Raw genomic sequence first — 12,245 nt, forward strand, 5'->3', positions numbered from 1 at the left:
AAAACTCCATATAAAAACGAATCCATTTTGATTATTTTTTTTTCAAAATGGATTCGTTTTCTACAATAATATATTTATTACTCTCGTTTCATCTCTATCATTAACCCTAACTATTTGCGTCTCACTATTTGGTAAAAATATGATATAATTTCCCTTCCTCACATTCTTCCAAATAACTTTCCCTTCTTCATCCGTTTTCCCTATTGAAATCCCAATTTCTTTACTCGGCTCAGGTGATTCGTCTTTCATAAGTATAATTTCAAAACCTTTTATTGGCTGTTTTTCTTTATTTTTCACGTGAAAAGTTACATAATTAACAACCTTACTAAACTTCTTTTCATTATTTGCTATAGAACTAGACATTATGATAATGACCAATATACAACATAAAATCCATATAAGGTTATTATATTTATTCAGACCATTTTTTAAGATTATTAAAAACATCGTCTGTCACCCGGTTTCCAGAATTCAAAGAACTACTTCCTACTGTATCGGTAGCTATTATTGTTACACCCGTACGAGAATATTCATGATATACAGGTGCTCCACTTTGACATCCATAAGTGTCCATCCTATATGTTAACATTCTAGGACTAGTGCCTTCAATTGGTCCATAATCTGTCCACATAGTATATTTTTCATTTCCTACTTTATCACACGGATACCCTGGAACTACTGCGAGTAACCCCTTTGGAGACTCTACGTTAGTAGTTCTATATCCTAACCAACCTGTATAATCTCCAGGAGATCCATTTAATTTAATGGCTCCATAATCAAATTCCGAATCTCTATCATCAGTCCATCCATTTACTGAATAAAGCTTTGTCAAACTATAAGGCAAATACGGTGCTTGGTTTCCATTTCTACCAGGAGTCACAATAACATTTTTTGCCCATCCACCAAGCTTTTTATTATAAACACAGTGCCCAACTGTAAATACTGTATCTTTACTAATTAGCGCTCCTGTACATCCATAAACTTCTTGTCCATTAAATTGAATTACTAAGTGTACTATAGCCCTATAAGGATACAAAGTTGTATCAGTAACTCTAATTCGATCATCTCTTCCTATTATAGAATGTGTAAGAATATTAGATGGATAATTAAAATTACTGTCTCTTAATAAGTATCCCCAATCTTCCCCACCATGTTTACGCCCTTCAAATGAAGGTGAAACAAGATCTTCTCCCCTTCGATTAATACTATACAAAGATTATTCTTGAAAAAGTACACGTTCTCCCTCATTTGAAACTGATGTCCACGGTACATCTTCTGCATACACCTTCTGATTCACCAAAAATACTGTACAAAAAAAGATACAAAGAACACCAAAACTATAAAGAGCCAACCTACATCTTATAGAAATAAAGCTATCCAACATAACTTACCTCCTATACAAATGATAGCGAACAATTGAAGATCCCTTTATAAATTCTAGGTTTTCTTTTTTTAGAAGTCAATGTAATTAATAATGATAATCATTATTAATTACATTGACTTAACAAAATCACACAATTATTATATTCTTTACTCTGCGTTCAAAAATCTGTCTCATTAAAGGTTCACTTTATTATATAAACCCGTAACCTTCTCCACAACCAACTCCGCAGTATTCTCCTCCGGTGGCATCAATAAATTCGTAACCGGTCCATACACAACAGGACTTAATTCCACTTCATAACCACCATATGAAATTTCTTCCTTTGTCGGCAAGTAACCAATATATCCGTTCATATATCCACCAAAGAAAGCCAATTCATTTTGAAGATTCTCTTTCACTTCTAATGCCGTTTCCGAAAAAGGTTCCATCGGTATACCTGAGAACATACCATCATTCACTTGAAACAGTTGCACTTCTAAATTGATACTTAACTGCCGAATACCTTGCTTGTATTTCTCTAAAACGATAGTAAGCCATTCATCCGTATTCACACCCCACTGCTCTTCAGCTAACTGGGCCATGCTTCGTATCTCATCAATTTCAGGAATATCCTTCAACTTCATTTGCATCGTACTCGAAACTGTTCTTATATTTACAATCGGGCTATAAATAACTGTTGGAAGCATCGTTAATATATGTCCACTAAGTGTGTAAGCCATTTTCTTTAATGCTTCCCTTGAACCGCGATATTTCGCATTTACATTACCAGCAGCTCCTTGCACAATCATAACAGGACAGTTTACGATCCTCTCAAGAACCTCCCTCGTCATTCCAGGATAATCCGCTGATAATACATCGCTATCACCTTTTAAAACATTCGGATGCGCAGTACAAAATACTACAATACCAGATAGCTCCTTCGTTTCAGCATTTCTTATTGCTAACATGCCAATTCGTTTATCTACAACACCATCTATATTTGTGCCCATCTTTGCTCTTCCATCAGATGTTCGCTCTCTTCGGTTGACCCCAATATTACCTGTCGTAACACCCCAGCCTACTTCGCATCGCTTCAAGTTTTTATTCGCAGTAACAGCACCGTGTACTACATTATTTACTAAAATCGTTTTATACGACTGTACGAGCGGATTATCACCGACCGTTTCTGGACCAGAGTGGGTATGTGTATAAACAACTGTTATTTGCTCAAATGGAACATGAAGCCTACTTGCTACTCGCTCACGAATCATATTCGTATCTTCTACTAACATTCCAATATTATCAATACTTATAAACACAGTTTTCATTTCATCTTTTTCAAATACAAAAACCGTCCCATAAATACGTTCTTCAATATTCTTTATTCCTGTCTCTCTATGATATCCGACAAAATCAATACCTATAGGCGGCGTAATATCAACCTTACATATCCCTACTTTGCTCATTTGAATCGCTCCATTTCTCTATGTAACTCCCTTTTTTCAAGAATAGCATATTTGACTTTGTTCCAAATAAAAAAAGAACGAACATAGCATCCTATGTCCGTTCTTCCCCTCACACATACTTCCGATGCACCATCTTCCCATCATAAGAAAACACAACACCCTTACTCTCCACAATCGACTCCATATGCACCGTTCTTCCCCACAGCTGATGAAGATATGGTAATACCTTTTCTAAGTATTTTAAATCGAGCTCGATTCCTTCGTAACTATGTTTAATATACAATTCTCCGTTCTTTAAGTAGTCTCCGTCTTCTACTACTAAGTACGGGAAGCCGCCATTTGTTCGCATATTTACGAGTTGATCCCGTACATGTTCCCACTCTTTATCTATTACTTTATATTCTTTTCCTTGGCGCTGGAATAAGTACATATCTTCTCGCATAACAAGATCTTTATTTAAATAGTTTCTTAGGAACGATACGTCCCATTCGATTTCGCGTACTTCAAAGATTTTGTCTCGACCAGATCCTGGTTTTACGCCGCGTCGTTTCATTTCTTCAGTAGGGTTATTGTAGCGCTCCTCTATATCTTCAAACATTTTAATACCTAGGTAGTATGGGTTAATACTCGTTTTTGATGGCTGAACGACGCCCGCATTTAATTTTGCAAATTCGATTGCTTCATCAGATGTTAAGTCCATTTCGCGAAGTATGCGTTGATGCCAGTATGATGCCCAGCCTTCGTTCATAATTTTCGTTTCAAGCTGCGGCCAGAAATATAGCATTTCTTCGCGCATCATCGTTAATATGTCCCGCTGCCAATCTTCTAGCTCACGGCTATATTCTTCAATAAAGAGGAGTAAGTCTTTCTCTGGTTGTGGTGGGATTTTCTTCTTTTTACGAACATTGGAGCGTTCCCTCTTTTTATTGCGATCATCTAAATTCCATAAATCATCGTATTGCGATACCTTTTTCTTTTCTACTTCTTCCTCTTCTAAATCATCAATACTCCATGCAAGTTTTGGACGCATGAGCGACGGATCAATATGCTCTTGAATGGCAAGTACGGCATCTAAAAATGTTTCTACCTCTTCTTTTCCGTACTTATGCTCATATGCTTTCACCCGTTCAGCTGTCGCTGACATACTTTCTACCATATCTCGCTTCGTATTTGAAAAACGAATATTATTTTTAAAGAAATCACAGTGCGCTAACACGTGCGCTACGATTAATTTATTTTGAATTAACGAGTTCGTATCTAATAAAAAGGCATAACATGGATCAGAGTTAATAACGAGTTCGTATATTTTACTAAGACCTAAATCATATTGTAATTTCATTCTGAAAAACTGTTTCCCAAAACTCCAATGTGAAAACCGCGTCGGCATCCCATATGCACCAAATGTATAAATAATTTCCGCTGGACATATTTCATAACGCATCGGATAAAAATCAAGCCCAAATCCAGTCGCAATTTCCGTAATTTCCGCAATCGCATATTGCAGTGCTTTATCGTCACTTGCTCTCATTATTTTCCCTCCTTACACTTTCCCTTAAAAAAGTGTATGATTGAGAACAAGCTTTCATGAGGATTGATTGCATAATAAAAAGACATCCTCATAAAAAACGAGAATGTCTCATCTATTAACCTTCAATAATCTCCATCTTCTCCGTAATCGGTGTACGAGCTTTTCCTTCTGGTGCTTTATCGAAATAGCCAAGGTGAAGAATTCCAACGATGCGTTGACCTCTAGTTAAACCGAGTCCTTCTATAAATAATGGATTGTAGTTTAATCCGCCTGATTTCCAAACACAACCTAATCCACGTTCCCAAGCAAGAAGTTGGAAGTTTTGCATAAATGCACATGTTGCAGCGTAATCTTCGTCACGTTGAATCTGACGAGGATCTTCATTTATATACACAACGATTTGTGCAGGTGTGCTTAAGAAACGATCTGATAAAATTTTACCTCGTTTCGCTCTTTCTTCTTCTGTGAAAGAGTTTAATACTGCGTCCACTAATTTCTGACGACCTTCTCCAATGTATAATTTACAATTCCATGGTTCACGATGTTTATGATTCGGTGCCCACGTTGCGTCGTTTAATAGTTCAATTAACAACTCTTTGTCTACTGCTTTATCTGTAAATGTACGAACAGAACGTCTTTCTTTAATCACATTTGCGATGGAAGTATATGTAGTCATATTTTTCTCTCCCTTATTTTTATCTATATGTATACGTTTATTATTGATATTGATTTTCAATTTCGATTATACCTTAATTTTTTACTATTAATCAATGTTTTATGTTGGAAAACTCCCAAAAACTTCATTTCATACTGTGAATAAAAAAACTTGATTTGTTCACAAGTATTTCACATTTTATGGAAATGATATGTGTACAGTTTTCCACATTATCTATCTAGGAGGAGTTTATATGTACAAAAAAATCGCAGTAAGTATGACTATGGCAGCATTATTATTCGGTGCAACCGTCTTCCCCACTTTCGCTGCTACGCCAAAAGAAGTAACATTGCATCATCATAAACCAATTTCAGAAGAAGAAATGCAATCGCTCGAAAAACTCGGCTATAACAAACATGAAATTTGGAAAGCTGCCCACATTGCAAGAATGAGTAAAAAAGAAATTAAGGACGTTTTAGCTTACTATAAGCAAAATAAATCTTGGGAGAAAACAGCTGAGCATTTCGGGGTAGATCCAAGTAAGTTGAAAAAGCATCATATGAATAAAGAAACGAAAAAGGCGCTACTGCAAGAATTAGCAAATATGCAAAAATCTACACCAGACGGGCTAAAACAAAAAATGAAAGAATATAATATCGGATTACGTCAGCTCACGGTATTAACAATCATCTCTCAAAAAAGTAATACTCCCCTTGATGATGTGCTAAAAATGAAAAAAGACGGAATGGATATGAAACAAATTGCCGAAAAATTAAATGTAAAAAAAGAAGATATACGAGCTGAAATGATTAAATTAGTAAAGTCGATTAAAGAAAAGAAAACAAATTAATACAACAAAAGGAAGAGTTTTTTTATACTCTTCCTTTTGTTTATGAACTTTCAATTTTTAAGTATAAATTCCCGTCTTTCCCAAAAACTAACACAAGTAAATGATATATGTTAGGGGTGAGAAAATGTTTCGTTTATCATCTAAAAAATCTAAAAAGACTACTACAAAAACAAGTTGTTCTATTCCAGAATTTATATACACTATGAAAGAATCTACCGACTTTGTTTCTTATAACGTACTTGAAGATGAAACGTTATGCTTATTTTATTATAAGTCTGTCGTGGAAGCACTTATCATTAAACAATTTATTTTAACTCCTATAAAAAAGAAGGCAGAACACATTCAAAATATCTCTGATTTATATAATATTGTCTCTATTGAAGATATTATTGCTTCTCCTTCTATCGATGATATTCGCGAAAAATTATTAGGTGGATATATATTAATACGTTTAAAAAGCAATTCGAATTCCGATCAATATGCTTTAATTCGTGCAGAGAGTACCGTTTTAGGAAAACGGTTATATAATGACACAGAAAATGAGTATAGTGTAATTGGTCCTAAAGTTGGTTTCGTTGAAAACCTTGATACAAATATACACTTATTACGCCGAAATATCGTAACAGAGCAACTCATTTTTAAAGAAGTTACCGTCGGATCTATGTCAAAAACGAAAGTAGCAGTTGCTTATATAGAAGGAGTTACAAATGAACAATTTATCAACACCGCCATACAACGGCTAGAAGACATTGACTTTGATGTCCCGTTTGATGCGACTATGATTGAGCAATTTATTAGTGATAATAGCAATTCACCTTTTCCTGTTCTACTACCTACAGAACGATTAGATCGAGCAATATTTGCATTAATTAGCGGGGAAGTTTTAATTTTAACAGATGGCTCTCCCTATGCTTTATCAGGCCCAACAACGTTACTAGATTTTTTCATTTCGCCAGAGGACTATTATTTACCGTGGATGATTGGTTCATTCTTTCGTATCATTCGTTTTTTCGGGGCTATATTTTCTCTTTTTTCCTCTGCCATTTATACAGCAGCTTTAACATATCATTATCAAATGATTCCTGCCGACTTACTAGGCCCTATTATTTTCTCGAGAGCTAACGTACCTTTCCCGCCTATTCTAGAAGCACTTTTTTTAGAAATTACAATCGAATTGCTGCGTGAAGCGGGAGCACGTTTACCGACAAAAGTCGGACAAACGATTGGGATTGTTGGTGGAATTGTAATTGGGCAAGCATCTGTTGAAGCTGCTTTAACGAGTACGATCTTATTAATTGCAGTTGCTTTATCTGCCCTTGCATCTTTCACAACACCGACTGTAAAAATGTCTTCTACTATCCGTTTGTTACGATTTCCACTTATTCTTTTAGCCGGTGCATTCGGAGGATTAGGTCTTATTGTCGGATTTGTATTTATTTTAGCTCATTTAATTAAATTAAAGTCACTTGGATCACCTTATTTATTACCTTTATATCCATTTCGTGGTTTAGGTGCAGCAGAAAGTTTTCTCCGCTTACCATTTAGTCAAACGGCGCAAAGGCCTTCTTTTCTTAGACCAAAATCTAAATGGCGCTATAATCCAAACAAAGCGAAGCAAAAACGTGATGGTGATGGTGAATGAAAAAATTCTTATTGCACCTTATCATTATCTTCTTTTTTCTACAAACCGGCTGTACACAAACGTATATAGTGGATGCGCAGCGTATTATTCATGTCGCTGGATTTGACATCACAAAAAACAAAAGATTCCAAGGAACTATCTTATTTCCAGAGTATACACATGGTGTAAAGTCTAAACCAGAAACCCAATCAACATCAGCCCGTTCACTGGAAACTATTGCTTCACGATTAAATGCGAAATCTCCTCACAATGTTGTTGTAGGTCAAATGCGTGTCGTCTTATTTGGAAAGGCTCTAGGAGAACGAGGAATGGGAGAAATTATTACCAACTTACAACGTGACCCAAATATCGGGCGTGATGTACAACTAGCCATTGTAGATGGATCAGCCGAAGATCTTTTAAATCATGGAAAACAGAATGGTTCATTATCCATTGTTGATTTACTCGAGCAAAATATACGAAATGAGAACATTCCACAAACTTCATTGAACGTTTTTTTATATAATTACTATTCTTCTGTATGTGATGCCTATGTCCCATATATTAAAACAGACGCTAAACATTCTGTCGTTGTTAAAGGACTTGCTTTTTTAAAAGACGATAAAGTAGTCATGTATACAGATAAAAGACACTCTGTTTTAACAAAATTACTTATTAATCCTACGAAAAATGGACGTTACGAAGCAGCGATAAAAAAGAATAAACATAAAGGTATGGTTGTCATACAAGATTTAGCTGGGAAAAGTAAATATGATATAGATCAAACTGGAGACATACCAAAAGTAAAAATTAATTTGAAATTAGATGGATTAATTAAAAACTCTCCTAATTGGATTGATTTAAGAAAAAAAACAAATATCAATTATATAAAAAAACAAATTGAGCAAAATGTTGAAAAAGACTGTGAAGGGTTAATCAAGCAATTTCAAGAAAAGGAAATTGACCCTTTAGGAATACGCGATGAAATTAGAAGCCATACGAGAAAATGGAATATAAAACAAATTCGAAATATGTATCAAAATATAGCTGTAGATGTAAATTTAGATATTAATATTGTTCAATCCGGAATCGGGGAATAGTGAGGTGAAATAAGCAATGAATACAATGAATAAAACAAAAACAGTCTCTCCATATTTTGCATTTATTTTACTGCATTCTCTTCAAATCGGAATAGGAATTCTCGGATATCAACGTGTAATTTTAAAAAATGCAGGTTATGATGCTTGGATCTCTCTTATTATTGCCGGGATTGCAACTCATATTGTACTGTTTTGTATGTTAAAAATGCTTGAAAAAGACGGAGATTTAATTAGCATTCATACAACAAGCTTTGGAAAGTGGTTTGGATCCATATTTTCTGTAATTTTTACTCTTTATTGCTTATTATTTTGCCTTACTGTTCTTCGTACATATATGGAAGTAATACAAGTTTGGATTTTCCCTACCATTAAATTATGGAAACTTACCCTTATGTTTTTATTAGTGACTTGCTACATTATAAAAGGTGGATTTCGCTCAGTGACAGGAATATGCTTTTGGGGAGTCATTCTCCCTCTTTTCGTTATATTCTTTTTAATTTATCCAATGAAATATGCACATTTCCGTAATATTTTACCCGTCTTTACACATTCACCTTTTGACATACTTATATCGGCAAAACAATCCGCATTAGAATTTCTCGGTTTTGAAACAATCCTTATCTTCTATCCATTTATTGAAAAAGGAAAATCTTTAAAAAGATGGGCACATGCAGGAATTGTTTTTAGTACCTTAATTTATGTAGTTTTAGCCATCGTGTCCTTTATGTATTATAGCGAGGGACAACTAAATCGTACTATATGGCCTACTTTAACGATGCTAAAAATAATTAAAGTCCCTTTCATTCAACGCTTTGAATACATTATTATTTTCGTTTGGTTTTTAATTATTTTGCCAAACCTTTGTTTAACCATTTGGTCATCATGCCAAACGATGAAGCGTTCCTTTCATATTTCATTTAAATTTACATTACCATTTTTTATTTCCATCGTCTTTATAGCTTCATTATTTTTCACAAACCGCGAAAGTATCAATACATTAAATACAGTGCTTTCTCAAGCTGGCTTATATATTGTATACGCTTATATCCCGATTTTATTTCTATTCCATTCACTACGATGGCATTTCAAAAATCGGTCAAAAAAATCTTCACCCGACACACCGTAATCTCTGATACAATTTGATTAATACATTTGTAAAGGGGACAAGCGTATGAAGAAATATGTATTTTCTTTACTTGCAGTACTGAGTTTAATTCTTGCTGGATGCGGAGCTACTAGTACAAATGAAAAAAAATCATCTGAATCAAAAGAAGAGCACGACCATGCATCGCACACTCAGCAAGCTGACATTCAAGAGAAAACAAAAGGAGTCGACACACTTCCTACCTTCCTAGACAAGCTTGATCCACAAATGAAAGATATCTACACTGTCGCTGGGCAAAATGCAGAGCTATTAGATTGGATTCCATGTTACTGCGGTTGTGGTGAAAGTGTAGGACATAAAAATAATAAAAATTGCTTTATTCGTGAAATTAAAAAAAATGGTGAAGTTGTTTGGGATTCCCATGCAACGACTTGCGTCAATTGCCTAGAAATTGCAGTTGAATCTGCTTCGATGAAACAAAAAGGAAAATCAACGCTTGAAATTCGTCACTATATCGACAATAAATACAAAGAAGGCTATGGAAAACCAACACCTACGCCAATGCCAAAAGCTTAAAAAACGAGGAAACACCTCGTTTTTTTTCATTCACTTTTTTTCTTAACAAATTCTTTCAAGTGTATTTCTCCTTACTTATCACACACTATATATAACTCTCGGTAAGGAGGGTACACAGTGCACACATATAACGACTATGATAAAGCTCTCTATTACACGTATTGCTGTAATTGGGATAAATTACTCGTTCTCATGGTTCAAACGAACGATCAATTATTTTCTAAGCGTATTGAGCATTTTTTACACGCTTATCAATACAGTAAAGAACTGCCAGAAGTTGATAAACAATTGCAGCTCCTATTTCAATATATTGACCACGCATCCCAAAAGTCACATATAGAAGAAGTAGAGCAAATTCAAATGTAAACTATAGCGCTATTCTCTTCTGGAGAATAGCGCTTTTTTAAAATGTTCATATCAATAAAAGTTTCCCCTTATAAAACTTTTATTGATAAACATATTTTTTCTTTCTTTTCTGTACCACTTCATACTATAATTTAGTATGTAACTATTATAAGAGAGGTATAAAATATGGGACGAGAAAAAAAGCAAGAATATGCTTTATTTACCGCGTGGGGAGCTTCTTTTATTGCTACACTAGGAAGTCTATACTTTTCCGAAATCATGAAATTTGAGCCTTGTGTCCTTTGTTGGTATCAACGTATTTTTATGTATCCATTCGTTTTATGGCTCGGTATCGCTGTAGTAAAAAAAGACTATCGCATCGCAAATTATTCTTTACCAATCGCAAGTATTGGTGCTTGTATTTCTTTATATCACTATGCAATTCAAAAGATCGCAGCATTTTCAGCTGCTGGGGCAGCTTGCGGCCGTGTACCATGTACGGGAGAATACATAAACTGGTTCGGCTTTGTGACAATCCCGTTTTTAGCACTTATCGGCTTTATTACAATCGCTGTTTGTAGCTTTATTGTCATTAAAAACAAATAAGGAGATGAAAGAATGAAAAAAATACTTATATTTGGCGGTATTATTATCGTTTTATTTGCGGCAATGTTTGCTGTAGCACAAATGGAAAAGAAAAACGCATCGACAAATGAAAAAGATTACTACTCAAATAAAATTTCTCTTGAGGATCTAAATAAAAATATAGAAGATAAAAAAGAACAAACGATTTACTTTTATCAAACCTCTTGTGTTCATTGTCAAAAGGTCTCTCCTACTGTTGTACCTTTAGCAAAAGATTTAAATGTTGATATGAAAGTAATTGATATTGAAAATTTAAACGAGCCTTGGGATAAATACAATATCCAAGGAACACCAACAATTATTCATTTTAAAGATGGTAAAGAAGTAAGCCGTATTAGCGGCGAACAATCAAAAGAAAAGTTCAAAGAATGGTTTGAACAAACGAAAAAATAACGAGAAAAGGAAACTCCTTCTACACATGAAATGGACGTAAAATTCCAAACTAATGTATAAGGAGGGGGTTTTATGCCAGAAGTAAGGTGCTCTGTTTCCAATTGTTCATTTTGGGGACAAGGTAACTTTTGTCAAGCAAGTGCGATTATCGTTCAGCCAGATGCGGATGAAACTGGTCAAACTGAAAATGAATCGTATACAAGTGCAGTTTTAACGAACGAGACGCTAGAAAGTTCTGTAGCAACAAGTGTAGAGACTTGTTGCCATACATTTAAGCCAAAATATTAAACATAAAAAGCATACGACTAATCGTATGCTTTTTTACATCCCCCTCCAAAAATCATGCATAATAAAAAAGTATAAAATAACGAGAACGGCCGTCCCGCATAACGTAATGCGCCGATATATACTCTTCTCCCCTTCTCTCGCCTTAACAAACGCCCAAATAAATCCGAAGAACAATATTAAATCAACATATGGAACATAAAACGAAAAGACGAGAAAAGCATACAAATACACGATAAATAAACAGGTCGTTACTAAGAAAACTTTAAACGCAAATTCACTTTTCATAATGTAACCGCCCCCTATCTGTACT

General features: G+C 34.7%; 14 protein-coding genes and 1 pseudogene. 9 read left to right on the forward strand and 6 right to left on the reverse strand.

The genetic code is table 11. The features are described from left to right. Positions 1-60: 60 nt before the first annotated feature. From QCI73_RS23560 to QCI73_RS23580, 5 genes and pseudogenes are all read right to left on the reverse strand, one after another. Positions 61-447, reverse strand: a complete 387-nt coding sequence (locus QCI73_RS23560; RefSeq protein WP_000478589.1) for a DUF2606 family protein — start codon at positions 445-447, stop codon at positions 61-63. Beyond that, positions 413-1,384: pseudogene (locus tag QCI73_RS23565) on the reverse strand (trypsin-like serine peptidase). The gene QCI73_RS23560 and the pseudogene QCI73_RS23565 overlap by 35 nt, the downstream one beginning before the upstream one ends. A 173-nt stretch (positions 1,385-1,557) precedes the next feature. Next, a complete protein-coding gene (locus QCI73_RS23570) occupies positions 1,558-2,829 on the reverse strand; it encodes a neutral/alkaline non-lysosomal ceramidase N-terminal domain-containing protein (protein WP_353823868.1) in 1,272 nt (423 codons plus the stop codon). Positions 2,830-2,938: 109 nt separating this feature from the next. Then, positions 2,939-4,357, reverse strand: a complete 1,419-nt coding sequence (spoVR, locus tag QCI73_RS23575) for a stage V sporulation protein SpoVR (RefSeq protein WP_139868998.1) — start codon at positions 4,355-4,357, stop codon at positions 2,939-2,941. A 115-nt stretch (positions 4,358-4,472) separates the two neighbouring features. Next, positions 4,473-5,033 carry a nitroreductase family protein gene (locus tag QCI73_RS23580; protein WP_000214810.1) on the reverse strand — a complete coding sequence of 187 codons (561 nt, stop codon included), beginning with the start codon at positions 5,031-5,033 and terminating at the stop codon, positions 4,473-4,475. 232 nt (positions 5,034-5,265) lie between these two features. Here QCI73_RS23580 and QCI73_RS23585 point away from each other — a divergent pair, with 232 nt between their 5' ends. The 9 genes from QCI73_RS23585 (at position 5,266) to QCI73_RS23625 (ending at position 11,935) form a co-directional block, all read left to right on the forward strand. Further along, entirely contained in the window at positions 5,266-5,862 is a 597-nt protein-coding gene (locus QCI73_RS23585) for a hypothetical protein (protein ID WP_353823869.1), read from the forward strand. Between the two features lie 124 nt (positions 5,863-5,986). After that, positions 5,987-7,504 (forward strand): spore germination protein, encoded by a 1,518-nt coding sequence (locus QCI73_RS23590; protein ID WP_353823870.1) that lies wholly within the window; start codon positions 5,987-5,989, stop codon positions 7,502-7,504. Then, the gene (locus QCI73_RS23595; RefSeq protein WP_353823871.1) at positions 7,501-8,583 is read left to right on the forward strand and encodes a Ger(x)C family spore germination protein; all 1,083 of its coding nucleotides are present in this window, start codon (positions 7,501-7,503) and stop codon (positions 8,581-8,583) included. Before QCI73_RS23590 ends, QCI73_RS23595 begins: the two co-directional genes overlap by 4 nt. 16 nt (positions 8,584-8,599) lie before the next feature. Then, the gene (locus QCI73_RS23600; RefSeq protein ID WP_140968546.1) at positions 8,600-9,709 is read left to right on the forward strand and encodes a GerAB/ArcD/ProY family transporter; all 1,110 of its coding nucleotides are present in this window, start codon (positions 8,600-8,602) and stop codon (positions 9,707-9,709) included. Positions 9,710-9,754: 45 nt separating this feature from the next. Further along, a complete protein-coding gene (locus QCI73_RS23605; protein WP_353823872.1) occupies positions 9,755-10,264 on the forward strand; it encodes a PCYCGC domain-containing protein in 510 nt (169 codons plus the stop codon). Between the two features lie 117 nt (positions 10,265-10,381). Next, on the forward strand, positions 10,382-10,630 hold the full coding sequence (locus QCI73_RS23610; RefSeq protein WP_327924365.1) for a YhdB family protein: 249 nt from the start codon (positions 10,382-10,384) through the stop codon (positions 10,628-10,630). Positions 10,631-10,795: 165 nt separating this feature from the next. Continuing rightward, the gene (locus QCI73_RS23615; RefSeq protein WP_000532254.1) at positions 10,796-11,215 is read left to right on the forward strand and encodes a disulfide formation protein C; all 420 of its coding nucleotides are present in this window, start codon (positions 10,796-10,798) and stop codon (positions 11,213-11,215) included. A gap of 12 nt (positions 11,216-11,227) precedes the next feature. Beyond that, a complete protein-coding gene (locus tag QCI73_RS23620) occupies positions 11,228-11,647 on the forward strand; it encodes a thioredoxin family protein (RefSeq protein ID WP_327924367.1) in 420 nt (139 codons plus the stop codon). Positions 11,648-11,719: 72 nt separating this feature from the next. After that, complete coding sequence (locus tag QCI73_RS23625) at positions 11,720-11,935, forward strand: DUF1540 domain-containing protein (RefSeq protein ID WP_001115486.1); 216 nt, start codon at positions 11,720-11,722, stop codon at positions 11,933-11,935. 33 nt (positions 11,936-11,968) lie between these two features. On the opposite strand, the gene QCI73_RS23630 is transcribed toward QCI73_RS23625, so the two are convergent. Continuing rightward, positions 11,969-12,220, reverse strand: coding sequence for a hypothetical protein (locus QCI73_RS23630; protein ID WP_000834195.1), 252 nt, complete (start codon positions 12,218-12,220; stop codon positions 11,969-11,971). Positions 12,221-12,245 lie beyond the last annotated feature (25 nt).

The sequence above is a fragment of the Bacillus cereus group sp. MG16 genome, assembly GCF_040459875.1.
Taxonomy (GTDB): Bacteria; Bacillota; Bacilli; order Bacillales; family Bacillaceae_G; genus Bacillus_A; species Bacillus_A paranthracis.

What these genes read in the sequence shown, in the direction of transcription:
- QCI73_RS23570 (WP_353823868.1), bottom strand. Translation starts at nt 2,829, where the DNA reads ATGAGCAAAGTAGGGATATGTAAGGTTGATATTACGCCGCCTATAGGT.
- QCI73_RS23585 (WP_353823869.1), top strand. Translation starts at nt 5,266, where the DNA reads ATGTACAAAAAAATCGCAGTAAGTATGACTATGGCAGCATTATTATTC.
- QCI73_RS23620 (WP_327924367.1), top strand. Translation starts at nt 11,228, where the DNA reads ATGAAAAAAATACTTATATTTGGCGGTATTATTATCGTTTTATTTGCG.
- QCI73_RS23630 (WP_000834195.1), bottom strand. Translation starts at nt 12,220, where the DNA reads ATGAAAAGTGAATTTGCGTTTAAAGTTTTCTTAGTAACGACCTGTTTA.
- QCI73_RS23615 (WP_000532254.1), top strand. Translation starts at nt 10,796, where the DNA reads ATGGGACGAGAAAAAAAGCAAGAATATGCTTTATTTACCGCGTGGGGA.
- QCI73_RS23560 (WP_000478589.1), bottom strand. Translation starts at nt 447, where the DNA reads ATGTTTTTAATAATCTTAAAAAATGGTCTGAATAAATATAATAACCTT.
- QCI73_RS23600 (WP_140968546.1), top strand. Translation starts at nt 8,600, where the DNA reads ATGAATACAATGAATAAAACAAAAACAGTCTCTCCATATTTTGCATTT.
- QCI73_RS23595 (WP_353823871.1), top strand. Translation starts at nt 7,501, where the DNA reads ATGAAAAAATTCTTATTGCACCTTATCATTATCTTCTTTTTTCTACAA.
- spoVR (WP_139868998.1), bottom strand. Translation starts at nt 4,357, where the DNA reads ATGAGAGCAAGTGACGATAAAGCACTGCAATATGCGATTGCGGAAATT.
- QCI73_RS23605 (WP_353823872.1), top strand. Translation starts at nt 9,755, where the DNA reads ATGAAGAAATATGTATTTTCTTTACTTGCAGTACTGAGTTTAATTCTT.
- QCI73_RS23580 (WP_000214810.1), bottom strand. Translation starts at nt 5,033, where the DNA reads ATGACTACATATACTTCCATCGCAAATGTGATTAAAGAAAGACGTTCT.
- QCI73_RS23625 (WP_001115486.1), top strand. Translation starts at nt 11,720, where the DNA reads ATGCCAGAAGTAAGGTGCTCTGTTTCCAATTGTTCATTTTGGGGACAA.
- QCI73_RS23590 (WP_353823870.1), top strand. Translation starts at nt 5,987, where the DNA reads ATGTTTCGTTTATCATCTAAAAAATCTAAAAAGACTACTACAAAAACA.